This is a genomic window from Magnetofaba australis IT-1, assembly GCF_002109495.1.
GTDB classification, from domain to species: Bacteria; Pseudomonadota; Magnetococcia; order Magnetococcales; family Magnetococcaceae; genus Magnetofaba; species Magnetofaba australis.
The window spans coordinates 798,434-823,622 of sequence record NZ_LVJN01000020.1 but is presented as its reverse complement, the minus strand read 5'-3'; the positions used below and the strand labels follow the sequence as shown (position 1 = coordinate 823,622).

Here is a 25,189-nt window from a genome sequence, read left to right as displayed (position 1 = left end):
TGGGAAAGCCTTCGGCAGACCCAGACGCCGCGTGTCGCCACTCCCCCTTAAGCAGCAATCACGCGCTCCTGTGGCGCAGCAAACCTCAGCATTGACCGCCTTGCCTCGACCATGAACCTTTTTTTGTAACCCCAGAGGCTTCCAGACCGACATCGTTCTACAAGCGGAAAACTTGCAAAACCGGCGGGCGATCAGGGTGCACAGTAGCGTTATCGATCAAACCGGGTCAATCCTTAATACGCTTTCTGAGCGCATGTTTCCGAAGAATTCCACTGAAATCGGAATCACTCGCAATCCAATACTGGACAAACCCTCTCCCCGATCAGCAAAATCCTCTGCACGCCAACGAACAACACCAGTCAATACGCTGATTTTGAATATATAGCCGCTTGAATCCAGAATGACACACATCCAAAGCGCTCAATGTTTGCGTGACACTGGTTGGTCTTGCGCTGACTATGGGACAAATTTCCAATGGAAATTTGGCGGGATTCTTAAGGGTCTGAGACCCTTAAGCGGGTGTGGGCAGCGCCCACGATTCGGCAGGATTGCCGAATCGGACTCGCGCAGCGAGCCCAAAGGGTGAGGGCCATGGATGGCCCGAATCACGGTGTGGTTGTTGATCTTGGGAGCTCGAGGGCGCAGCCCTCGATATCTTTCAGCGCCCATATGTGCACTTTTGAATGCTAGCGACTATATTATTCAAGTAAAGAAACCAATAAAAACGCCGTCAAAACAGGAGAATCCCTCCGCTTTGACGGCGTTTATCATTTCCGCGTCTTTAAGGCGTCAGCTCGAAGAACTTTGCATCGCCAAAGGCAGCCGCGCCAAAGCAGCGACTTATGGGATCAACGCCCCGGCAAATCGCCTGCATAAGAGATCGAGGCCGCAAACTTAAAACAGCGGAAAATCTTTACCATAGGACGCTCCCGTCGGCGTCACCGGCGCCGATGTGGCCAAATCCACGCCCCGCGCGCGCCCTTCATTGCGATACTTCCGCTCCAACGCCTTGGCCAGACGCGGCACATAGTAGCCGGTGAAGTTCTTCAACTCGCTGACCATGATGCGTCCATCGCGGGGCCAGCGGTCGGCGTGCTGCCCGCCCTTTTTGTCCTGTTTGAGACCAAACAACAGGGTGTAGGTGAACAATCCATGCCCCAGATCGCCGAACTCCGGCGCCAACTGGTCGGCGCGGGTGGCCGCCAGCACGTGCACCCCCGTATCTTGCGAAAGCCCCCGCAGCATGCGGCGCTGCTGCGCGGCGTGATTGAAATGGTCCACCACCGCGCCGGACTGGCAGGCGTCGATAATCAACACCACCTGCTGCGCGGGAATCGCCACCAGATGCGCGCCCAACGTCGACGCGGAGACCCCCACCTTGGTGATCTCATAATCGTTGCGCAAACTGGTGGCTTCATAAGGCAGAAAGTACCACTCGCCGCCGACCACTTTGCCGTGGCCGGAGAGGAACACCATGACCGTATCCGTCGGTTTGGTGGTCAGACGAAACTTCGCCAACTGCTCGGTGATGTGGCTGCGATCCGCCTGCTGATCCAAAAACAGCGTGCGCACGCTCTGCACCTGGCCGCCGCCCTTGGTATGTTTCAGATAGGCCTCGGTAAATGCCTGTGCATCGGCCACGGAGAAGTTCAGCGCCAACTCCGGCCCCTGATACTCATTGATGCCCACCCCGGCGATATAGAAATTCGCCGGCGCGCCGCCGCTGCTGGCGTCGATGATGCGCTCGTCGGACTGCCCCAACAGATCCTGCCATCCGGCCACCACGGCGCGCAGCGCATTGCGTCCCGGCGCGGCGGCAATGGCGGCGCGCCAACGCCAGGTGCGCAGCCCCTCATGCACCTCCTCGCCTTCGGCTTGCAGCAGGGAGTCAGCCACCCGTTTGCCATTGTGGAACAGGCGCGGCGTCTGCGCCTCACCCGGCTCGCCGCCCTGAATCTGCGCCACAATGCGCAGCTCTATGGGCGCGCCCGCCGCGATCTCGTCCTCGGCGTCAACCTCCAGTTTGACCACTGGCGGCAGATAGATGCCCGCCTCGGGGGCCTTCTCCGGTTGCGTGATCAGGGTGGATTTGCGCGCGGTTCCGGTCCACAGCCACTTGGCCGCCAGACCCGGTTCAAAGTAGCCCTTGGAGAAGCGGTCCAGCTCCAGCACCGTGCCGTCGGCGTCCCACGAGACATCCTGCAACGCCGCCTCTACGCCATCAAAACGGCCCTGACCATCCAGCGCCGCCCAGCCGGTTTTGGTGGAGTGGATGCTCACCAGACGCTCGCCGGTGAGGGCGTCCAGCGCCGCCACATGGCCTTTGCCCCCGGCCAGCAGAATGCGTCCGCCATTGGGGCTCATGGCCACTCCCGTGGCGCGCTCGATGGGGGTTTTGTCAATTTTCTGCGCGCCGCCATCCAGGCTGACCCGGTACAATACGCGCTCCGAATCCAGCACCGCCAACGCTTCTCCACCAAGGGCGCTCATGGCCGCAGGCGCGCTGGGAATCACCTGGTAGCGCCACTTCGCCTCACCGCCCGGGCGCATCAACGCCATATGGCCGGACTCGGTCAGCGCCACCGCCTGGGTCTCGTCCAGGGCCAGGAACTTCGGCGCCTCGCTCAACGTCCACTGCGCCACCGACTGGATATTCAGCCCGCCATCCAGACTCCAGATCTCCACTGAGCCATCATCCCGCGCCACCGCGAAGCGTTGACCATCGGGCGCCACCGCCAACGCGACCGCCGCCGCGCCCTCCCCCGCATCCTGCGTCACGCGCTTGAGCCCATCGCGGCTCCACACGGATACGCCGCCGCTCTGATCAGCCAAAATCAGCGCCGCGCCGCCGCGCCCGAAGCCCATGGCGGTCACCCGCCAACGCTGCGCCAGCGCATGCGCTTGGGGCGCGGCGGTCACCGCCGCCATATTCGCCTGCTCCGGCCACAACCGCAGCAGGGACGCTTCGCCATCGGCGTTGCGCAGCAGCACGTCGCGTCCATCCTGCGACACCCGCGCCGCTTGCGGCGGCGCGCCATCCACCGCATAGCGCACCACCTCGCGCCCTTGCGAGAGATCCCATATGCGCAGGGAGTCATCGCTGAGAGTCATGACCAGATTGCGGCCATCGGCGCTCAGATCCAGATGGCGCACCTGCTTGAGGGCGCCGCTCTTGATATAGAGTTTGGGTTTGATCGCTTCGCGCGCTTGAAAGGAGATGGCGCGGGTGAGATTGCGGGTGTGCTGCCGCATCATGGAGGGCGGGCCGAACGCCAGCGCATCAGAAGGCGCGAACACGCCGCTCCAAGCGCCCACCGTCAACGCCGTCGCCAGAGCCCAACGCATGGCGCGCCGGGAGTGAAGTGCGCTGTGTGCCTGTGTCATAATCCGCTCTCCTGATGAAAACCCTCACGGCTGCTGTTCGCCCTGCGCACGCGACTCATCTATTGGCGCGGCCGCCCTGTCGCCGCATTCAACGCGTCTTGCGGCCTGTGCGCTGTTTGCGTTGCAGACTCGGATGGCGGCGGTGAGGGGGCTTGTCGCACCGCATGTTGCGCCTGGCTGTTGACCGCGCGCGTCACTGTACGCGTCTGCTGCCCCAGATTGGTCGGCGCCATCGCCTCACGGGCTTGCGCCGCAGCAGGCGCGGCGCTCCCCAACGCCAGCAGTGACGCCGCGCCCAACGCCACGACCATGACAGAGATCCCTTGCACGCTGCGTTGCGTCCTTTTCATGTTCGCTCTCCTTGGCTGGAAATCTGGCGCTGCGCGCGCAAGCGCACACCACCTCACACCCTTTTGTGCGGAAAACGTCGCCCAGAGTTGCGATTTATCTCAGCTGGAGTCCCGACGCGCGCCAGGGCGCAGCGCAACGGGCCAAGCGCTCGCGCCCCCACGCCAGCAACTCCGGCCAGTAGGCGAGCCAGCCATTTTGATGATCCGCCTGTTCGGCGACGCGATCCATGACGCAGGCAAACGGGCCATACTCACGGATAAAGCGGCGCATTAGCGTTGACGGCGCCACCCGGTCCCGCGCCCCGGCAAAGTGCGCCTGCGGCAGTTGCGCCAGTTTGTGCGCTTGATCGTCAATGCGCAGCGACTGCTTGAGCGGGGTCACCCCGTGATGATCGGTCCACGCGCCATGATCCAATACCCCGGCGATGCTCACCACCGCGCGCACATCCTCACGTCGCTGGGCCAATAACAGCGCCATGGTCGCCCCACCCGAATGGCCCGCCAAAGCGATGCTCTGCGCGCCGGCGCGCTGCTTGAGCTGATCCACCGCGCGGCTCATGGCCGCCACCAAGGGCGCGGAAAAACGCCCTACGCTCCAATCCTGCGTCGTGCAGACCGCGCTCAGGTCAAATTGGCACGGACGCCCCAGCCACGCCACACGCGCAGCCGGGTCGCGGGCGGCCAACGCCAGGGCCAGGGAGTGTTGGGGGTGGGGTCGTCCGGCGGCCGCGTGCGCGCAGGCCAGGGCGCGCCATCGCCCTCAAGATAGATCCACAGATCGGCAATGGCGCTGGCGGGATCGGCGTTGACATCGCCAGGGGCCGACATCCGCAGCGCCGCGCGCAGTCGATACGGCGCAACGTCAATCCACAGCGGCGCAAACCCCTGCTCCCGCGCCTGCTCCAACCCCAGCGCCATGCGCGGAACCTCAGGCGTCCGCGCGCACCCCGTAACGAGAACAAGCAGCGCGGCCGCCGCCAGAGGCCATCGAAAATTTGGGCGCAACCGCATGATAGTGCGCGCCCGCATCACCTTGTCGCCCGCCGATTAGCGCGCCGTCGTGGCGAAGCGCCACTCCGCTTCCACCAGCTCCGCGCCGCCATTGCCGGTGGCGCCGGCGCCGCCCATCAGACGACGACTGAGGGTGCGCAACTGCTCGCCAGTGCCGGGGAACAGACTCAGCCCCTGCCCCGCCGGTTTGGTGGCGATATCCGCCAGCGGCTTTTCGCTGGCGAACACCAGGATGCGATCCTCGCCAAACGGCGGCGCCACCGTCAGACGAAACTCCTCATTGAGCATCATATCCGGCAGTTGGTGCACCAGACCGCCATCGAACAGATCCGACTTGCGCTGGGCGTTGGGCGCCAACTGCAACACCGCGCCATTGCTCAGAATGGTGAACACGCGGGCGTGAAAATCGCGATTCCCCTGCAGATTCACCACCACCTGCTCGCCTTGACGATAGCGCTTGCGCTCCGTCCACACCCGCACGCTCAGTGGACCGGCGGCGTTCTTCATGGAAGCTTCGCTCTGCTGCTGATCCAGCAGATAGCTCAATTCACCCTTGATCCAGACATGATAACGCCCATCCGCGCCCATACCGTGGTCGGTCACCTGCAGCACTTTGACTCCCGCAGCGCCCGGTTGGGGGAAGCGGTAGGGCGCCGAAGCTGCGCCGCCCTGGCCATCCAGGAACGCCTTGGCGCTCTCAAACGCTGCGGTTTTCGCCGCTTGCAACGCTTTCTGTTTCAGCGCGCCGCCGCTCACGCCCGGCTGCGCTTTGGCGTAGCCATCGGCTTCCCAGATCAATGAACGCTTCTGCTTATCGGCATCCGGCGCGATGCCGCGCGTGGCCATGCCCACACGGCTGGCCGGGGCGCCCATGTTGGATTCAAACGCCGGGGCGAACATCTCTTCGATGCTCACGCCCTCGTCATCGGCGCGCGCCGCGCCTACACTGAGAACCAGCGCTGCGCCCAGGCCCAGACGCAACACGGTCCGCCCCAATTTGTGGTGAGTGTTCATCGTTCGCTCCCTTCCAAAACCCGATAAACGGTCAGCAGATGGCGCTTGCCTTTGAGAGGGATCTCATCAAGGGTCTGCACCCGCACATCCTCCGCCAACCGCCGCTTGGTCTCTTCGCTGATGAGAATGCGGCACACCCGCTCCGGTCCGTCCAACGCCAAATCAATTTTTAAATGCTCCAGCCGTGAAGCCACGTTGACCGTATCGCCAATCACGGTGTAATCCATGCGCTGGCTGTGGCCAAGACTGCCGGTCACCAACTCGCCGGTGTGAATGCCCACGCGCATGTTGAGCGGCGGCAATCCCGACTCGCGCCACTGCGGCTGGAGTTGCTCGCTAAGTACGCGACGCATGGCCAACGCGCACTGCACCGCATTGCGCGCATCGCTGTTGATGGCCTCTTCGGTCTCGCTGGCCAACGGCGCTCCGAATACCGCCATTATAGCATCGCCGATGTATTTATCCACTACGCCGCCATGGTCCAGCACCTGCTGAGCCATGGCCTGCATGTATTGATTGAGCCAATCCATCAAGGTGGAGGGATCCATATCCTCGGAGGTGCTGGTGAAGCTCTCCAGATCGGTGAACAGCACGGTAGCCACCTGTTTGCGCGGCTGCAGACGCCCCCCCTCCAGGATGGCGTCGCGCTGACTCCACACCTCTTCGGCCACCTGCGGCGAGACCAGACGGTTGACCAGCGAAAACAGCGCCGCGCGCTGCTGTCGCTCCAACGCGCTGTTGACCCCCAGCACGCCGCCGCCCGCCAGCAGAAACATCAGCGTGGCCATGGCCGACGGCAGCCAGTAGCCGCCTGCGCCCGGCAGAATCAACACTGCGCTCACACTCACCGGAATCAGCGCCGCCAGCCCCCCCAACAGCGCCACCTGCGCCACCGAACGCTTGACGCCGCCAATCAACGCCCCCAGCAGCGCCCACACGCCAATCCACACCCACTCGCGCCATTGATGCACCGGGCGGACGATCCCCGTCCCCTCCTGCGCCATGCGCAGCAGTTGGTTGATGGCCTGGGCGTGAATCATGAAGCCGTACCGATAGGGTTCGTCGGCGTCGAAGCGAAACGGGGTGATGAATTGGTCTTTGACGCTGTCAGCGGCGGCGCCGATGAGCACAATGCGGTCTTTGAGCAGACTGGGCGGGACCTCGCCATCCACCACCGCGCTCAAAGTGAAGAAGCCTTTGGGGGTGTCCTGATAGTCCACCAGGTACTGATAACCGCGACTATCCATTCCCAGGTAGCCGCCGTCGTTGCTCTGCAGCGGCGCAATGGTGGTTTCGCCCAGCTTCATCCAGTGCGAATTCTGCTCGGATTTGGTGGGGCGAATTTTGTGCGCGCGCAGATAGTGCATGGCCATTTTCAGCGCCAACGCCGCCGAGTGCGTCTTGCCATCGCTCATGAACAGCAGACCCCGGCGCGCCACCCCATCGTCGTCGATGGTCATGTCGGCGAAGCCCACGCGATGGGCTTTCTCCAGAATCGGCGCGCCGCCCACCAGCTGCCCCTTGGCGTCGGCCACCCGCTTGACGCCATAAATATTGGGATACTTGGTCAGCGCCGCCACCAACTCCTCATGGCCGGGCGGGCGCGGCTGCTCGCGATAGAGGTCGATGCCCACCACCGCGGGCTCAGCCGCCTCGATGCGTTCGATTGCCTGCGCCAGCACGCCATCGGGCAGCGGCCAGTTGAAGCGGTTGATATCCTTCTCCACCGCGCCAATCAACACAATGCGGTCGTCAGCCTCTCCCGCCTGCGCCGCGCGCAGCTTCAGCAATCGGTCATACAGAATCAGCTCAAGGTTCTGGCTCCAGCCAAACAGAAACAGCGGCGCGGCCAGCACCCACACCGCCGCAGTCATGATCAGCACCGAACAGGGACGACTCTCCTGGCACTTGCGAGCAAGCTTCATTCCCCTCCCCCTGCTGCAACGAAACTCGCGCCTGCGCGCTAACGATCACGCTGTCGGCTCAAAGACTCACTGAGGCGGCGCAAGCGCGATTGCGCCCGCCCTGCTTGGCGCGATACAGAGCCGCATCCGCCGCGCTGAGCAGATCATCCGAGCCCACGCCCTGCTCACACTGGGCCACCCCCAGGCTGATGCTCTGCGGCGCGCCCAGGCCGAAGTCGTGCTGCTGGAAGCGCTGCCGCAGCTTCTCGGCCAGGCTCATGCACTCATTGAGCGCCGTGCCTGGACAGATAATCAGGAACTCCTCGCCGCCCCAACGCCCGATAATGTCGCTCTTGCGCAGACAATGGGTCAGCAGCGAGGCGGCGTCCTTGAGCACGCGGTCCCCCTCCATATGGCCAAATACGTCATTGACCTTTTTGAAGTAGTCGATATCCAGCAGCATCACGCTGTAGATATTGCCATAGCGGCTGAAGTGGTCGGCGTAGCGCCCCAGATCCTCGTCCAATTTGAGACGGTTATTCAGGCCGGTAAGCTTGTCGGTGATGGAGAGCGACTCCAGCTCCTTGCTCTTTTCCCGCACCTCGGCGTGGGCGGCGCGCAGCTTGCGCATGGCGCTGCGCTGGGTGAACAGGTGATACAGCAGCATCAATCCAATCGCCAGCGCCACCGCCATGATCTGCATGAACAAGCGGTAATCGAGCCCCTGCTGATAGCTGATGGAGAACCAGTGACTCTCGATATCGCGGCGCTCATCGGGGGTGATGGTCGCCACCACTTTGCTGAGAATGCCCAACAGAATCGGGTCGTCGTTGCGCACGCCGATGCCCAGCTCCCAGTTCTCGTCGAACTTGCCGGCGATCTTCAACTCGCCGATGTGACGCCGTTGAATCTGATAGCCCGCCGCGCCCAGCGAATCGATAAAGCCGAACAGCTCGCCATTGGCCACCATCTCCAAGCCATCGGCCAGGGTCTCCACCTCCACCAGATTGATGCCCGGATACTTGCGCTTGAGCAGCTCTACAAAGGCGTAGCCGCGCACGATGCCCAAAGGCCGGTCCATCACGCTCTCCAGCTCCAGAATAAACATGGTGTCCGAGCGCGTGGCGATCACCAGCGGATAGCGGATATAGGGCGGGGTGAAGTTCATGTAGACCTGTCGCTCCGGCGTCGGCATGGCCAGAGAGAACAGGTCGCAATGACGCTGTTTGGCGAAGGTGAGCGACTCGCTCCAACTGCGCGTGGGGGTGAGCTTTAAAGGAATATTGAGCTTCTGTTCGAAGAGTTTGAAAAACTCGGCGCTCATCCCTTTGTGCACGCCGTTTTCAATCTTTTCAAACGGCATCCAGTCGGGGTCGGCGCAGTAGGTGATGCTCTTGCGCTCGGCCAGATAGCGTCGCTCGCGCTCAGTGAGTTTGAGCTCCTGGCGCGGCTCCTGGAAGATGAACGATTCAAAGTTGAGCGGGGTGTCTGCGGGCACCCGGCCCAACTGCACCAGATCCCCAGCGATCATCTGCAGGCGCTGCTCGGTAAAGGAGCCGATGGGGTGCACCTTGGGCATCATGGCGCTGCGAATCTGCGCCGCTTCAAACAGCAGACTTTCGCGACTTTTATGCTGCGAATTGTATTTGTTCAGGATCAGTTCAATGATCTCGGACTCATTTTGCAGCGCGTACTCCCACCCGCGCAGACTGGCCTGACGGAAACGTTGCGCGCGGCTGAAGTGATGATCCAACTCTTTGCGGCTGGTGAACAGATTGACGTCGTAATACTCGGCGCCATACACAGACGGATTGAGCAGCGTATAACGCTTTCCAGCGCGGTCGAGGTCAAATATTTCATTGGAGGTGAACACCACCATGGCGTCCACATCGCCGCGCACAAACTCATCCACCCGATAGGTGGGAGGCACCAGTTGAATGGTGTCGAACGGCACGCCGAAGCGCTCCAGCATCATCGACAGCGCCAGGGTGGAGATGGTCTCGGCCACCCCCATGACCCGTTTGCCCACCAGATCCCGCGGCGAGCGGATCTGCGGCTGCGCCACGATGGCCACCGGCGAGCGCTTGAGAATATTGGCCAGCAGAACAACCGGCTTGCCCGAGAGGTAGTCATTCACCAGTGAGGAGTAGCCCACGGCGTAACGCCCCTCGGCGGCCAGCACTTCGCCGACCGTCTCCACGCCGCCATCGAATTCCAGGATATCGACGTCCAGACCCGCCTCGCGGTAGAACCCTTTTTCCTTGGCGGCGTAAAATCCAGCGAATTCGAACTGGTGCTTCCATTGCAGACGCAACTGCACCGTTTCCAGATCGGGTTCAGACGTCTGCGCAAAGATTGCGTCAGAATTTGCAAACCCAAGAAAAAACATGAAAATCGCAACAAAAATAGGCTTCACTTCAAACCTCTCCAAGGCCTCAACAAACCCTGTCCCTCTGAACCATCCACTGCAAAAATCATCTATTCAGAATGACACGCCCCCGCACACTCGTCAATCAGCTCAACAGTCGTGGCGATCACCTCTGTTGGCTTGCGCCGCTCGGGCTCCTGGTTTTCGTTGTCAACCTCGACAAGGCGCGGGATAATCAAAGAAACTCATGTGACAATACAGACTCACATCCGACTCACAGCGCTGTGGGAGCCGCCCTATTCTCATGCAAAAGCCCAGCATCAAAACCATTACTTTAAAAAAGCTCACGGGCTTGGCGTTCCTGTTCGTATTGGCGATGCTGATGCTGATCGCATTCAATTTCCGCTCCCTGATTATCGAGGCGATGAAAGACAAAGCGGTGACATTGGCGCAGTCGGTGGAAGTGGGCATCACCTCGCACATGCTGGAGAGCCACAAATCCAACCGCAAACAGATGATTGAGCGCATCAGCGCATTCAATCGCGTCACCGATCTGAACATCATCCGTTCACGCGTGGTCAACGAACAGTTTGGCCTGCTCGATCAGCGCATCGCCCTGGCCGATCCGGTTGTTCAGCGCGTTATGCAGGTGGGCATCCCCGTGTTCGAGGAACCCAGCGCCGTGCTCTCCCTGCTGCCCATTCCCGGCCAGCAGCGCACCATGCGCGTCTACTACCCCTACCGCGCACGCTCCACCGACGGCATCGACTGCCTGAGCTGCCATGAAGCCCAATCCGGTCAGGTGCTGGGCGTATTGGATTTCCAGGTGGATCTGGCCAACTATCTGGAGCTCTCCATCGGCTATCTGTGGATGCTCATGGGGCTGCTGTCGCTCTCCCTTCTGGTCATCACCTGGTTCCTGTTCCGCGTCATCGACAGCACCATCAAAGACCCTCTGCATTGGCTCATCCGACGCACCCACGCCAGCTATCAGAAACACATCCCCATCGACCTGTCGCAATTCGAGGCCATGGAGCTGGATTACTTTGCCGCCAAGGTTAATGAATTCAATGAACTGGTGCTGAAGCAAAACGCCGAGTTGATCGCCATGAACAAGGAGATCGAAGCGACGCAAAGAGAGATCATCCTCACCATGGGCTACGTCGGTGAGACGCGCAGCCTGGAGACCGCCCTGCATGTGACCCGCGTGGCGCAAATCGCCCATCTGCTGGCCTGCAAGAGCGGGCTCTCCACCCATGACTGCCAACTCATTCTCAACGCCACGCCCATGCACGACATCGGCAAGGTGGGCATCGCCGATGCGGTATTGAAAAAAGCGGGGCCGCTCACCGATGTAGAACGGCGCGCCATGCAGCAGCATGCCGAGTGGGGGAAAAAGATTTTCCAGAACTGCAAACAGCCGCTGATGCGCGCGGCGGGGATCATCGCCCATCAACACCATGAGCGCTGGGATGGACAGGGGTATCCGCGCGGACTGCACGGCGAGGAGATTCACATCTACGGTCGCATTGTCGCCATTGCCGACGTGTTCGACGCCCTGCTGTCACGACGCTGCTATAAAGAGCCTTGGCCGCTGCCCAAGGTGTTCGACTACTTCACCGGCGAATCCGGCAAGCAGTTCGACCCGCATCTGATCGTCACGCTGCTGGCGGCGCGAGTGGAGCTTGAAGCGCTGATCAACCAAGACGAGACGCCCTAACGCTCGCCAGACTCCTGTGTTTTAGAGCGACAGATCAAACGGCTCCGGCTGGCCATAGTGATAGCCTTGCAAGTAATCGATGCCCACCTCTTTGGCCATCGTCTCTTGCTCAGCGGTCTCCACATGCTTGGCCACCGTGTGCATGCCCAGCACACGGGAGATGCGATGCACCGAATCCACCACCGCGCGCGGAGTGTCCCGCCGCGCTGCTTGCTGAATCAGCGCGCCGTCGATTTTGAGGAAATCCAATTTGACCCCCTCAAAATGCGCGCAATTCCCCACTGATCCGCTGAAGTTGTCCAACGCGGTCATGGCGCCGGTGGCGTTGAGCGCCCCCAACAGGGTTGAGACCCGCGACAGATCATTCAGCAGGGTGGTCTCATCCACCTCAAAACAGAGCCGCTCCGCCACTTCAGGATTGCGACGCAGGAAACTCAGGATCTCCTCCACCGCCTCGCCATCCTCCAGCGTCTTGGACGCCAAATTGATGCTGAACGCCTCTTTCGCCTCGGGCTCCTGGCGAATAATCTGAACCACCTCATTGAGCACATAGCGATCCAACTGCGCGGTCAATCCATGGCGCTCAGCCACCGGCAGGAACGCCATGGGCGGAAAGAGCGCCTCGCCTTCGCGCAGCCGCATAAAGACCTCATAGAGCTGCGCGCCCACATCGCCGCTGGCGCGCGTTAACAGCATTGGCTGCATCACCAATTCGATACGCCCTTCGTTTAACGCGCTGTGCAGCCGCTCCAGCCAGGAGGCGCTCTCCTGCTCCTGTGCAGAGTCAGCCGGGTCATGCTCAATGGAGCCGGTGCGAATACACATGCGCCCGGCGTCCTTGGCCTGGAAACAGGCTTCGTCGGCGGCCTGGAAGCTGCGTTCAAAGTGCACCTCGGGATAGACCTCGCACACGCCGATGCTAAAGCCCAGCGTAAAGCTCTGCCCGCCCCACATGAAGCGGTAGGACTTGATCTGCTCCAGCAGCTTCTCGAGCACCCCCATCGCCTCGGCCTGGCGGCAGTTCTCCAGCAGGATGGTGAATTCATCGCCGCCGATGCGCGCAGCGATGTCATGACGACGGATGGCGCCTTGAATCATCTCGGCGATCTGCTTGAGGGCCGCATCCCCCGCTTTGTGGCCACAGGTGTCGTTGATCGCCTTGAAGCGGTCCAGGTCAATGATGCACAGACAGTGCACCTCATTGGGCGCCATGCGCTCGGTGGCGGCGCGGCAGCGCTCGCTGAAGGCGTGGCGATTGAACAGCCCGGTGAGTTGATCGTGGTGCGCCTGATACTGGATGCGCTCGCTCAAGCGGTGCTGTTCGGTGATGTCCTTAAGGGTGATCACCGAACCCAGCACTTCGTTGTCGTCGTTGCGCACCGGCGAGATGGTGGCGTCAAGAATCACCTGCTCGGCGCCCTGCCCCAGCAGCGCCAACGAACTGATGGGCGCGCAGTTGGCGCAGGCGAGCATCTCCTCCAGATGCGCCCGCAACGCCGGACCGTCGCCATCAAGCCCTTTGGTGATAAACGCTTCGCAAAAGGGTTTGCCCAGCAGGTCCATCGGCTGCGCCCCCACCAGGGCGGCGGCCACCTGATTGGCGTCGCGGATGACGCCGTATCGATCCGTAGTGAGCACGCCATCGGCGATGGAGATCAAGGTGATTTGCGCGCGCTCTTTTTCGAAGTGCAGGCGTTTTTCAATGCGCACCACCCGTTGAATGGCGATGTAGTTGACAAACAGCACCAGCAACAACGCCAGGATCAACACCAGGAGTTGCTGCACCAAATGCTTTCTATGGGCGGCGATGGTGTGGATGGTGCTTTCCGTGATGCGCTGCTCCAGCAGCCCCTGGAGCTGCATGAAGGAGTCGATCACCGCCCCTTGCCCGGGCAACACCTTATCGTAGATGAGCCGCATCGCCTCCTGGCGTTTGCTCTCATCCTCCTCCCACAGCGCCACATCCACCACATGGCGCAAAGAGACAATAATCGGCGCGATGATCTCCTGTTGCTTGTCGAGGATGCGACGCTCGGCGGGATCTAGCGGATAGCGGGTAAACTGGTCGCGCAGGGCGACAAAGCGGTTGGCCAACTGCCCCAGTTCGAGCATTTTTTCATCATTTTCGAAACTATCATACTCGACCAGCATGCTGCTGGTCAGGCGCGTGCGGGCGCGCACCACTTCCATCATCTCTGACACCAAGCGCATCTTCTGCACGGTGGTCAAACTGCTCTGCATCGCCTCGAACAGCTCTTCGGACGCATAATTATTGTGTTGCCACACCAGGGCATGGGACAGCAGAAAGATGGCGAACCCGCCCAGCAGCGGGAACAGCACCCGAGAACCCCGAAGCCTCATGGCTTCCTCCCCCCAAGAGGTTGCGCCTAGTCAAGCATGCTCAGCGGCGAACGTTTGCGCTGTCGCGCCCCCACGCCACAGCCTCGCCCCTTCGCATGCGGAACTCATTTTTTCTGAACGAATCACCCTATCATGATGTCAACGCCGATTCACTACTTCTTGGCTTTACAACGATTCACCCTGCAAAAGCCGCTCGCGACGCGCGCCAGCGGCGCCACCCATGGCGCGCCCACAACCCGCCTAACAGCAGCGTCATTGCCGCATTCAGCCAGAGCGGCGACAACGTCGGCGCTGCCCCCCCTGCGGATGCGACCAACGGCAGTTGCGCCACCGCATGCGGCGCCAGCCAGTCGGTCAGCACTCCCGCCGCCCAGGCGCAAGCGATCACCGCCCCCAGATAGGCCCCCATGATGCGCCAGCCCAGCTCCCGTTTGACCGCGCCCAGAGTGGCCAGGTTGGTGGCCGGTCCCGCAATCATAAACGCCAGCGCCATGCCGGGAGTGACGCCGCTGACGATCATCGCCGCTGCGATGGGGGTGGAAGCGGTGGCGCAAACATAGACCGGCACGCTGGCGATGATCATCAGCAGCATCGCCAATGGGCCGTAATCGCCCAGCCCCGCCCATGCGCCCGGCGGCGTCCAGGTCAAGATGATGGCGCTGATCAGCAAACCGCCAACCAACCATGGCGCCAGGTCATTCCAGATATCATCGAAAGCATAGACAACCCCTTGCCAGAGGCGCTGAAACAGCGGCGCAGAGAGATCCGGCGCGTTATTGGCGTTGCAGCCACAGGCTGAGTCGGAGCAGGAGGAGGCCGCCGCCGCCGTCGGCGCGACAGAGATGGGCAGAGACTTGGAGGCAATGGGGATGGCGCCGCCGACACGCACAAAGGCAATCGGCGGCGCAACTGACTGATCGCGCTTGGGAGGCGCCACGCGCACGGCGGATTCGCTCCACAGGACGGCCAAACCGGCGCAGATGGCGCTGACAATGGCCACAACAGGGCGCACAATCGTCAGAAACGGACCCAACAGCGCCCAGGAGATGGCCACCGAATCCGCCCCGGTTTCCGGCGTCGCCACCAGAAAAGCCACCGTAGCGGGCTTGGAAGCGCCTTGACGATGCAAACCCATGGCGACGGGAATCACGCTACAGGAACACAACGGCAACGGCGCGCCGATCACCGCCGCGCGACCGATGGAGCCCACACCGCGCCCCAGCCAACGCGCCACGCGTTTCTCCGGCGCCAGCGCCTTGACCACGCCTGCCGCCATCAGACCCACCACCATCCATGGCGCCACATCCTGAGTCAAATCCCACAGACGCCCCAGCAACTCCTGCATCCACATCATCGACGTCACTCCCGCCGCATTGTCGGCTTCACAACAACCTCGACCAACCGTGTCATAACGGCTTACACTTTATCATTCTTCCTCAAGAGTTCTGGCAATAGCCCGGAAACTCTTGCGTTTTGCACCGGCATGGCATAGTTAGTTGTGCACACGCATATGCAATTTCACACTTCCTATGGGACATCGGATGGAGATTTCCGAAGAGCAAGGCGCTCTACATATCTATCTGGACAAGCTCTCCATTACGGACTTTGGCCGCATCAAGTCGCAACTCAGCACTATACCCAGCCCAACCAGGTGGTGATTGATTTGAATCGCATGAGCTATCTGGACAGCATCGGCATCGGATCTTTGTTGATCATTAAAGAGTGCTTCCCAAACGCAAAGATGGAGATCAATTGCGCCAATCCGGCGTTTTTGGACATCCTGCAACTCTCGCGTTTGGACACCTTCTTCCAGATCACCGTTTCGCGCTGACATCTGCGTTTGCAGGCCTGCGTTGGCCACTCTTGTCTGTCCTCAGCGGACCGTGCAAATTCCCCGGACTTTTCTCTGTGCCCACAACGCCCGGCTCGCCGACAGCCGAAGATCGGCGCCCGCCCCTGAACGTAAGCGCATGGCGTCCTGCGGGACGCTATTTTACGCTGTTTTGGCCTGATCGCCATACCCGCGTGACACAGCGTGCGTTTTTTTTCACAAAAGCCTTGACCCACCGAAAAGGGCTCAGTATATTCGCGGGTCTGTAGCGGATCTCCTGTTCCCCAGTAGCTCAGTTGGTAGAGCAGGTGACTGTTAATCACCCTGTCCGTGGTTCGAGTCCGCGCTGGGGAGCCAATACAGAAAAAGGGTCAGCCTTTATGTGCTGACCCTTTTTTTATTGTCTGCGCCCAGACGCGCCTTGCAACGCGTTAAGGCGGCGCATGCGCGACGTTTACTTGCCCGCGTCCAGGAACAACTCGTCGAGCAGATCGAACAGTTCGTCTTTCACCCCGCGCAAACGATCGATGCTGCGAACCGCGCCGTCATGATCGCCCGCATCGGCCAACGCCCAGGTCTCGCGGCCCACCTCATGCACCCGTTGATGCACAGCGCCGAGTTTCTGGAACAGCGGCGAGTCGCCATACGCTTCACTGCCTGAACCATAGTACCAGCGCCCCAGATCGCACTTCTGGTGATCACTCAGCTGATTCAGATCCATGGCTTCAATTTCGCCATGAATCATCTGCTCCAGACGACGCAGCCAGCGCAGGTGCGCCTCCTTGAGTTCGCGAATGCTGAACGGCAGCGCCCCCACATCCAGGTTGGCGCTGGCGCTGTTGAGCTTGTCACCCGCAGTTGCGGTCGTCTCAATCAGCAGCCCCATATGACGAATGGAGCTGATCATCAGCAGATTGTTGTCGTAGATCTCGCGAATTTTCGCATCCGCGTCGCCCGTGGCGTCAGCGGCCTCACGCGCTGTGACAATGGTGGCGGCAAAGGTCTCTTTGAGCTCCTGATTGCGGCTGGCCACCCGCACCGCGCTCTTGGAGGCTTCGGTGCTCTTGTTGGCGATATTCGCGGTATAGGCGCTCGCCTGTTCCGCCGCCTCCACCACCTGGGATGAGGCGCCCGCCAACTGCTCCATACGCTCGCTGAGCAAGCCGCTGCCCGCCACCGAGGCGTCCATGGAGCGGGTCACCTGCGCCTGCAGTTCATTCTGCTCGGTCATCCCTTCATTAATCTCTTTATTGACTGTATTGAGCCCGGCGATCACCACGCCGGTCTGCTCGGTCGCCTGGGAAGCGTCCTGGGCGCCGCTGCGGATCTCCTCAACATACTTGGTGATCATCTTGGTGGCGTCGGCGGTTTGCGAAGCCAACTCCTTCACCTCATTGGCCACCACCGCAAATCCTTTGCCCGCCTCTCCCGCGCCAGCGGCTTCGATGGAGGCGTTGAGCGCCAGCATGCTGGTCTCCTCGGCGATGTGCTGAATCATCTTCACCACCTTGCCGATCTCCGCCGCCGAGCCGCTCAGACGCTGCATCACGGCATTGGTCTGCTCGGTCAACTCCCGCGCGCGGTCGGATTGATCGGAGGCGTCGCGGGAGAGTTCGCTCACCGCATCCTGCGCCGCCTGTAGACCACTGACCAGATCGCGCAGCTCGCGGGTGGCGTTGGCCACCTGCTCCACATCATGGGATACGCCCGACACCAGATTCTGAATCTGCTCGGCGGCCTGACTGGTGGTGGCCACCACGCCATTGACCTCCTCGGTGCTCTGGGTCACGCTCTGCACCGCATCGGAGAGCGACTCGGTCTCCTCGAAGATGGCGCGCACCTCCTGGTTGGCCGAATGCGTGGCGTCATTAATCCGCGTCATCCCCTCGCGCGCCAGCCGGTTGGCGTCCACTACCCGCTGGGTCAACTGGCTGTTCTCCTCGGACTCATGCAGCAGTTCGTTCTTGGCCTCCTGCAACTCGGAGATCGCCGCATCCAGCGAGGCGCTCTGCAGATGGATCAGGCGGATCATCTGCATCAATCGCGCGGCCATCTCATTGACGCCATGGATGATCATGGCCACTTCGTCACGGGTGGTCAGTTCATCCATACGGGTGGTCAGATGCCCTTCACTGATGGAAACCACCGCCCGCTTCAGATCGCTCAGCGGGGCCTTCAAATGGCGGCGCATCACCGACCACAGCAGCACGGTAAACAGCACAATGGCCAGCGTGGTCACCACCGCCACGATCATCCGCGCATTTCTCACGCGCGCATCCACATCATCCAAGCTGCGCGTCAGATAGAAGACGCCGCGCAACTCATCCTGAACGCCATGGCACTCTTCGCACTCGTTGCCGTTGTGAATGGGGATCAAGAAGCCCCAGTGGCGCTCTCCGGGGGTTTCCGATCGGTACTCCTGGCGCAGACCGGTGCTGAAAGCCAGTTGCATGGCCTCTTCAGCCTGGGGATTGAGCGAGACTTTATCGTGGCTGGCGCTGAAGGCTTCGCTGCCGTCGCGCCTGAGAATACGGTAGCCGCTATGGGATTTGAGCTGATCGATAAACCGATGGGTTTTGGCGCGCGCGCCATTGAGCATCAGATTTTCCAAGCCAATTTTGGCGCTAAACGCCATCTCCGAGAGCGCGTCGTAGTTCTGTTCAACCAGATCGCTCTCCATGCGGTTGAGCAGCGCCGCGCCCATGACCAACATGCACAATGTGCCAATAACGCCCACCAGGGCCATAATACGCACCGAGATGGATTGGTCTGACAACCACTGCATGTGCCGCCTCATTTTTATGCTGATCAGTTTTTGATAATATTCATGCCAAAACCAAGTCTGGCATTTAGTTTTACCATGATTTCCCACGCAATCGTTAGCAGCGATTACCCAGGCGGAGAAAATCCGACTAACTGACAGGGTTTTTTGCGCTCACATAGACTCCATGCATATGCAGCGCCACTTTCTCGCCCAATCCCCGTGCCCGCCGCTGTTCCGGCGCGTCCAAGGATGGGGAGTCATGAAACGGCCACGCCAAACCAATTATCTTCACGTACTCCATCAGCACCATTGCTGCGGTCGCTGAATGGCGCCACCACGCCTGTTCCGGAGGCAGTAGATTGCGATACGTTTTGTCATGGGTAACGCGTATGTCCACATCCCATGCCGCTAACGCCTGCGTCAACGCCAAGCGCGTACGGCGCGCATGGTAGGGATTGGTTACCACCAGCAGTCGTCGCGGTGGGCGGTTTTGAAAAAACGCACGCACCGCCTGAGCGTCCGAGCGCGTGTTGTGCGAGGGCAGAAACACCACCTGTTCGGGGGCGATGCGGCACTCTGCGCACAGGGATTGCACAACGGAGAAAAATGTTTCCGGCGGATCGCCCAGCACCAGGGCATTGTCCGCCCAGCCTTGCTGCAGCAACTCATCAAGCCGATGCCCCGCTCCCTGCCATAAAGCGCCGCCCATCAGCACCACCCACTGCGCCGAAACCGGCTCATCATCCACGGTCAACCACTGCGCGGGCCCGTGAGGATAGCGCAACACCACTGCAGCGAACGTCACAGCGCACAACGCAGGCAACGCCGCCCCAACCACCACGCCTTTGAAGAAATTGTTCATTGCAGCAACTCCCTGCTGGACCCTTCATTCCAATTCCCGTATCGTAAAGTAACAAAGTTTATCGTTTCAGATTGGTTTATTTTCACTGCTCGTTGCGCAGAATTGCGCTGTACGGCGGACCAGAAGAGAACTTCACGCTTATTTTACCCCATCGTGCTGCATTCGCGATGATCAACGTCCTTCTTCAAACAGGGAGAGGAGCCGTGGATCTTAAGCATCGCAAACGCGCCTCCAAGCGACAATTTCTTCTTTATGCTTTCGGCTGGTCAGCGATCTTGTCAGTTTCATTGGCCTGGAATCTCCACACCACCCGCACCCACGTCATCACCATGGCGATCAACACCGCGCGCGCCACTTTTGATAAGGATCTGGCGTTCCGCCGCTGGGCCACGCGCCATGGCGGCGTCTATGTGCCCGCCACCAAACAGACGCCGCCCAACCCCTACCTGTCCCATGTGCCGGACCGGGATATCGTCAAACCTGACGGAACCCAACTCACACTGATGAATCCCGCCTATATGCTGCGCCAGATGATGGAGCAATTTCCCGGCCTCTATGGAGCGCAGGGGCGCATCGTCAGCCTGAAGCCTCTCAACCCCAACAATGCGCCCGATTCCTGGGAGACGCGCGCGCTGCAAGCCTTTGAACAGGGTTCCCAGGAAGCCATGGAGTTGAGCAACTTTGATGGCGCGCCTCATCTGCGCCTGATTCGCCCCATGATCGCCAAGCCCGGCTGCCTGAAGTGCCACGCGTTTCAGGGTTATAAAGTGGGCGATGTACGCGGCGGCATCGGCGTGGCGGTGCCCATGGCGCCATTTTTTGCTGAAGAACGCTCCATCGACCATACCCTGATCGCCTCCCATGGGGCGTTCCTGGCGTTGGGCTTTGCCAGCCTGGTTTTTGGCTATCGCAGACGCTTACGCGGCCTGTCAGTTGAAGAAGCCATGCGCCAACGCGACCGCAAGCGCATGACGGCGCTGCGCAGCGCGCACCAGGAGGCGGAGGCCGCCAACCGCGCCAAAGATCAATTCCTTGCCGCCATGAGCCATGAAATTCGCACCCCCATTCACGTTATTACCGGCATGGGCGAACTGTTGGCGGAAAGCCATGACGGCATGAATCGCAAACGCTACCTGGAGACGCTCAATCACGCTTGCGATGGTCTACTCAGTTTGATTGACGATGTATTGGACATGAGCCGCATCGAATCGGGACAGATCGAGCTTTCTGCGCACCCCTTTCAATTGGAGTGTCTGGTGCGCAGCGTGGGGGGAATTTTTGAAATGCCCGCTCAAGAGCGTGGCATCGCATTAATTATTGATATTGATCCGCTCGCGCCGCAGTGGGTGCATGGCGACGACTCGCGCTTGCGTCAGTTGTTGATCAATTTGACCGGCAACGCGCTGAAATTCACCGCTGCGGGTGAGATCCGCATTGGCGTTGAGCGGGCTGACGAGGGCGTGCTGCGTTTCTGCGTCTGCGATACCGGCATTGGCATTGCGGCGGATAAACTCGACGCGATCTTTCAGCCTTTCACCCAAGCCGATAGCGCCATCACACGCCGCTTTGGCGGCGCAGGATTGGGACTCTCCATCTGTCGCAACATCATCGAACGCATGAACGGACGCATCTGGGTGGAGAGCGTTGTGGGCGCAGGCAGCAAGTTTTTCTTCGAAGCGCCGTTTCCCGTCGTGGATGCCAGCCGCTTGGAGGCGCCTGGACAAACTGCGCATCCGAACCAAGAGTTACACGCACAAAATGGCTTAAACATCCTGGTGGCTGAAGATACCGATGACAACATCACCTTGATGAACGCCTATCTGAGCAATACGCCGCATCGCGCCACATTTGCGCGCGATGGGCTGGAGGCGGTCAATGCGCTGCGCGCCGGCGCGTTTGACATCGTGCTGATGGATGTGCAGATGCCCAACATGGACGGCTATAGCGCCACGCGCGAGATTCGCTGTTGGGAGCAGGAGATGGGCCGCACGCCCACGCCCATCTATGCGCTCTCGGCCCATGCGTTGAGCGATTCAGAACAGCACAGCCTCGATGCAGGCTGCAATGGACACCTGACCAAGCCGATTAAAAAGCGCGACCTGCTGGCGTTTTTGGAGCAGTTGCCAGGCAGACGCGCAGCCGAGAGCTAAGCCGCCACGCAGGGCAGTTCGCTCCAGCGCGTGGTGTAGGCGGGCGAACGCCGCTCCTGACGCATGCGCCACTGCCCGCTCTGCGCCGCCACCCCTTCGGCGCCAAAGCGCACCGCGCCGCGCCCCATGCGCTGGTTCAGATGGTCGATCACGCCCATCAATTGCGCGCTGCCCGCCACTGGCGGCGACGCGAACAGACTGCGTTGGAACTGCCGCGCGCCAACCAGTCCCAGCAACATCACCCCGGCCTTTTGATAGCGAAAACCGTCACGCCAGATGGCGTCCAGCCCTTCCCTCGCCGCCGTCAGCACCGTATAGCTGTCATCACGCGCCTCGGGCAGAGTCACGGTGATGCTGCGGGCGTACTGGGCGTCCTGCGGCGTATGGCGATTGGTCTGGATAAACGCCAACACCGCCCCGGCCAGTAAATTCTGACGCCGCAGTTTCTCCGCCGCCCGCGCCGCAAAGGTGGCGACGGCTTCGCTCACGGCGGCGTATTCGGTCACCTTTTCACCGAATGTGCGGGTCACTGCGATGCTCTGGCGCGCCGCTGCCGCCTCCTCCAGAGCGATGACCGACTGACCGCCCAACTCACGCACGGTGCGCTCCAGCGTCACATTGAAATTTTGCCGAATCATTTTGGGGTGCGCATCGCGCAGTTGCGCGGCAGTGCGAATACCCATAGCTTCCAACCGCTTGTTCAGACGCCGCCCCACGCCCCACACCTCGCCCACCGGGAATTTGTGCAACGCCCGCTCGCGCCAACGCAGATCCTCCAGATCCAACACCCCCTCCAGCGCGGGCGTCTTCTTGGCGTAGTGGTTGGCCATTTTGGCCAGCGTCTTGGTGGGCGCCACGCCAATGGAGACGGGAATGCCGGTCCAGCGCCGCACCCGGGCGCGCAGTTCCTGGCCAAACGCCTCCCGACGCGCGCGATCCATGCCGCGCAGATCCAGAAACGCCTCGTCGATGGAGTAGACCTCCGCCGCAGGCGCCGCCTCGCTCAATATGCTCATCACCCGCGCCGACATATCGCCATACAGCGCGTAGTTGGACGACAGCACCGCCACATCGTGTCGCTTGACGATATCGCGAATCTGAAACAGCGGCGCGCCCATACCGATGCCCAGCGCTTTGGCTTCGTTGGAGCGCGCCACCGCACAGCCGTCGTTGTTGGACAGGACGATGACAGGCCGCCCCTCCAGCGCCGGATTGAACGCCCGTTCGCACGACACGTAGAAGTTGTTGCAATCCACCAACGCAAACATGACGCCGCTCCGAGCTGCTCGCCCTCTATAGCAAGTCAAACCGAGAATCGGACATGCTCGGTTTTTGGATAATGAAAGATATCGAGGGCTATGCCCTCGAGCTCCCAACGACCAAACCGTGGGGCTCTGCCCCACACCCCGCTGGGGTCGCGGACCCCAGACCCCGCCGCCGACCAGTCGGCGGCCAATAGTCAGCGCCAGCCCGGCCTGTATCACGCAAACATTTATCACTCTGTGCAGTGTTTGGTATTGACTCGCCATAGATGTCCGACTTTGCCACCTGCCGGGTTTTGCGCAGCCTTGCACAATCTACCGGAACGCCTATTCCATCCATTATCCGCCGTAACGGTGAATGCACGCCGTCACCACGCCCCACACCGCCGACTCCATGGACTCGGTGATCTCCAGCGGCGGGAACTCCGGATTCTCTGGCTCCAGCGTCACCCGCCCACTGCGCCGCCGCAGCCGCTTGACAGTCAATTCGCCATCCACCACGGCGATTACGATACGTCCATCAGCGGGCTCAACGGAACGATCCACCACCAGGATGTCGCCGGGCAGAATCCCCGCCTGACGCATGGACTCACCGGTGACGCGCACAAAGAAGGTGGCGGCGGGTCTGCGCACCAGCAGCTTGTGCAGATCCAGCCCCTCCTCCAGAAAGTCATCGGCTGGCGAAGGGAACCCCGCCGCCACCCGCGCGCCGACCAGGGGCGTTGCGCGGGGCGGCGACATCTCACGTAACGCAGAAGCTTGCGCAATCACCTGCGCCATGTGGAGATCCTCCGACGCAAAAGCGTCCAATATGTACGTGACGCAGCCCGGGCTTGCGCTGACTATTGGCCGCCGACTGGTCGGCGGCGGGGTGATTCGGGCCATCCATGGCCCTCACCCTTCGGGCTCGCTTGCGCGAGTCCGATTCGGCAATCCTGCCGAATCGTCAGGGGGCCGCGCCCCCAGCGGGTGTGGGCGGAGCCCACGGTTTGAGGGGAGTTTGAGGGCGCAGCCCTCAATATCTTTCAACATCCCCTCTTCCCAAGCGTCCAATGTGTGCATGACGCAGCCCGAGTTGGCGCTGTCTATTGGCCTCCGGCTGGCCGGAGGCGGGGTCTGGGGTCTATGACCCAGCGGGGTTTGGGGCAGCGCCCCAAGGTTTGGTCGTTGGGAGCTCGAGGGCAAAGCCCTCGATATCTTTCAACATCCCCAAGCCATCCCCCAAAAACTCAATGAGCCAGCGCACGCCAGCGCGCTTCGTTGGCGGCGCGGGCCGCAGGGGTATCCACCGGACGCCACCCCTCTTCGTCGCACCAGCCCATGGCGCCGCGCACCGGAAAGGCGCGATGCGCCGGGGCGACCCAAGCGCCGTCGCGAATCCCCTGCTGACGCCACAAGGGAGCCAACGCACGCTTTGCATTCAGCAACGTTTCGGCAAACAGCGCGGCGATCACCTCGGCGCGCGGCGGGGCCATGGCGATGATCTCCAACATGCCGCTGCGCGCATCATAGAGAATCACCGCCTCCAGCACCGGCGCGCGCTCGGCGCCGTTTCCGCTACTGCGATAGAGCGCCGCCTGCGTCACCCAATCCCCCTCTTCGCCCGCGCGCCGACCATACAGCTCCAGATAGGCGTCGCCATTCTCAAACAGACGTCCCACCCGTGATTCAAAACCCATCCGTCCCAATGCATTGGCTTCCACATCCACCCCTTGCGGCGCAGCGTAACCGCGCCAGAACTGGCCGTAGCGCGCCATCTCCATCAACAGCGTCTGTTCCGCTCTGCGGAACAGGGCCGGTTCGTTGAGATAGACCCACAGCGCGCGATCATGACGACTGCCCAGCGCGGCCAGACCCGCCGACTCCGGCAGCAGACTGGCGATGGCCTCCTGACCGCTGGCGCTGGCCATGTCGCACACCCGCTCGTAGCGCCCGCCGCCTTGCGCGCCGGTGAGCCGCGCCATCAGGCGCATCAGCCGTTTACGCGACATCTCGCCCAAAGGCCGCGCCATCAGAGCGTGCGCGCCCATTTCCTGATTCATTCCGTGTTCCGTGCAAATCCCTTGCAGTGCGTTGGACATTGTTCGCTCCCGTTGTATCGGCGTTATTTTCACGCGGTTTGTTCCGCTGTTATTTTTCCGCTGTTCATTTTTCCGGAACCCGTGGTACATTTGTTCCGCTTTCGGAACTCATGCTGGACGGATTGTT

General features: G+C 61.3%; 17 protein-coding genes and 1 tRNA gene. 4 read left to right on the top strand and 14 right to left on the bottom strand.

All coding sequences use genetic code 11. The annotated features are described in order from the left end of the window. Window positions 1-894 precede the first annotated feature (894 nt). From MAIT1_RS15805 to MAIT1_RS15775, 7 genes are all read right to left on the bottom strand, one after another. Window positions 895-3,384 carry a caspase family protein gene (locus tag MAIT1_RS15805; RefSeq protein WP_085444515.1) on the bottom strand — a complete coding sequence of 830 codons (2,490 nt, stop codon included), beginning with the start codon at window positions 3,382-3,384 and terminating at the stop codon, window positions 895-897. A gap of 59 nt (window positions 3,385-3,443) precedes the next feature. Beyond that, window positions 3,444-3,734, bottom strand: coding sequence for a hypothetical protein (locus MAIT1_RS15800; protein ID WP_085444514.1), 291 nt, complete (start codon window positions 3,732-3,734; stop codon window positions 3,444-3,446). A 94-nt stretch (window positions 3,735-3,828) separates the two neighbouring features. Next, window positions 3,829-4,293: an alpha/beta hydrolase gene (locus tag MAIT1_RS15795; protein ID WP_085444513.1), complete on the bottom strand. Its 465-nt coding sequence runs from the start codon at window positions 4,291-4,293 to the stop codon at window positions 3,829-3,831. 62 nt (window positions 4,294-4,355) lie between these two features. Then, window positions 4,356-4,652 (bottom strand): hypothetical protein, encoded by a 297-nt coding sequence (locus tag MAIT1_RS15790; protein WP_085444512.1) that lies wholly within the window; start codon window positions 4,650-4,652, stop codon window positions 4,356-4,358. Window positions 4,653-4,781: 129 nt separating this feature from the next. Beyond that, entirely contained in the window at window positions 4,782-5,759 is a 978-nt protein-coding gene (locus MAIT1_RS15785) for a DUF4384 domain-containing protein (RefSeq protein ID WP_085444511.1), read from the bottom strand. Then, on the bottom strand, window positions 5,756-7,684 hold the full coding sequence (locus MAIT1_RS15780; RefSeq protein ID WP_085444510.1) for a CHASE2 domain-containing protein: 1,929 nt from the start codon (window positions 7,682-7,684) through the stop codon (window positions 5,756-5,758). The genes MAIT1_RS15785 and MAIT1_RS15780 overlap by 4 nt, the downstream gene beginning before the upstream one ends. A gap of 58 nt (window positions 7,685-7,742) precedes the next feature. Beyond that, the gene (locus MAIT1_RS15775; RefSeq protein WP_085444509.1) at window positions 7,743-10,052 is read right to left on the bottom strand and encodes a diguanylate cyclase; all 2,310 of its coding nucleotides are present in this window, start codon (window positions 10,050-10,052) and stop codon (window positions 7,743-7,745) included. Between the two features lie 283 nt (window positions 10,053-10,335). Here MAIT1_RS15775 and MAIT1_RS15770 point away from each other — a divergent pair, with 283 nt between their 5' ends. Next, window positions 10,336-11,751, top strand: a complete 1,416-nt coding sequence (locus tag MAIT1_RS15770) for an HD-GYP domain-containing protein (protein WP_085444508.1) — start codon at window positions 10,336-10,338, stop codon at window positions 11,749-11,751. Window positions 11,752-11,772: 21 nt separating this feature from the next. On the opposite strand, the gene MAIT1_RS15765 is transcribed toward MAIT1_RS15770, so the two are convergent. Further along, a complete protein-coding gene (locus tag MAIT1_RS15765) occupies window positions 11,773-14,112 on the bottom strand; it encodes an EAL domain-containing protein (protein WP_085444507.1) in 2,340 nt (779 codons plus the stop codon). 175 nt (window positions 14,113-14,287) lie between these two features. Next, entirely contained in the window at window positions 14,288-15,466 is a 1,179-nt protein-coding gene (locus MAIT1_RS15760; RefSeq protein ID WP_085444506.1) for an SO_0444 family Cu/Zn efflux transporter, read from the bottom strand. Between the two features lie 156 nt (window positions 15,467-15,622). Here MAIT1_RS15760 and MAIT1_RS15755 point away from each other — a divergent pair, with 156 nt between their 5' ends. Beyond that, on the top strand, window positions 15,623-15,943 hold the full coding sequence (locus MAIT1_RS15755) for an STAS domain-containing protein (protein ID WP_085444505.1): 321 nt from the start codon (window positions 15,623-15,625) through the stop codon (window positions 15,941-15,943). A gap of 281 nt (window positions 15,944-16,224) precedes the next feature. Continuing rightward, window positions 16,225-16,300: transfer RNA gene (locus MAIT1_RS15750), tRNA-Asn, on the top strand. A gap of 97 nt (window positions 16,301-16,397) precedes the next feature. Here the strand turns inward: MAIT1_RS15750 and MAIT1_RS15745 are convergent. Both MAIT1_RS15745 and MAIT1_RS15740 read right to left on the bottom strand, forming a co-directional pair. Then, complete coding sequence (locus MAIT1_RS15745; RefSeq protein WP_158089544.1) at window positions 16,398-18,728, bottom strand: methyl-accepting chemotaxis protein; 2,331 nt, start codon at window positions 18,726-18,728, stop codon at window positions 16,398-16,400. Between the two features lie 127 nt (window positions 18,729-18,855). Next, on the bottom strand, window positions 18,856-19,569 hold the full coding sequence (locus MAIT1_RS15740; RefSeq protein ID WP_085444503.1) for a YdcF family protein: 714 nt from the start codon (window positions 19,567-19,569) through the stop codon (window positions 18,856-18,858). Window positions 19,570-19,772: 203 nt separating this feature from the next. Here MAIT1_RS15740 and MAIT1_RS15735 point away from each other — a divergent pair, with 203 nt between their 5' ends. After that, entirely contained in the window at window positions 19,773-21,719 is a 1,947-nt protein-coding gene (locus tag MAIT1_RS15735; protein ID WP_158089543.1) for an ATP-binding protein, read from the top strand. On the opposite strand, the gene umuC is transcribed toward MAIT1_RS15735, so the two are convergent. The 3 genes from umuC to MAIT1_RS15720 form a co-directional block, all read right to left on the bottom strand. After that, window positions 21,716-22,987, bottom strand: a complete 1,272-nt coding sequence (gene umuC, locus MAIT1_RS15730; RefSeq protein WP_085444501.1) for a translesion error-prone DNA polymerase V subunit UmuC — start codon at window positions 22,985-22,987, stop codon at window positions 21,716-21,718. The genes MAIT1_RS15735 and umuC overlap by 4 nt on opposite strands. 333 nt (window positions 22,988-23,320) lie before the next feature. Then, window positions 23,321-23,761 (bottom strand): LexA family protein, encoded by a 441-nt coding sequence (locus MAIT1_RS15725; RefSeq protein WP_241893491.1) that lies wholly within the window; start codon window positions 23,759-23,761, stop codon window positions 23,321-23,323. Window positions 23,762-24,210: 449 nt separating this feature from the next. Continuing rightward, window positions 24,211-25,023: a hypothetical protein gene (locus MAIT1_RS15720; RefSeq protein ID WP_085444500.1), complete on the bottom strand. Its 813-nt coding sequence runs from the start codon at window positions 25,021-25,023 to the stop codon at window positions 24,211-24,213. Window positions 25,024-25,189 lie beyond the last annotated feature (166 nt).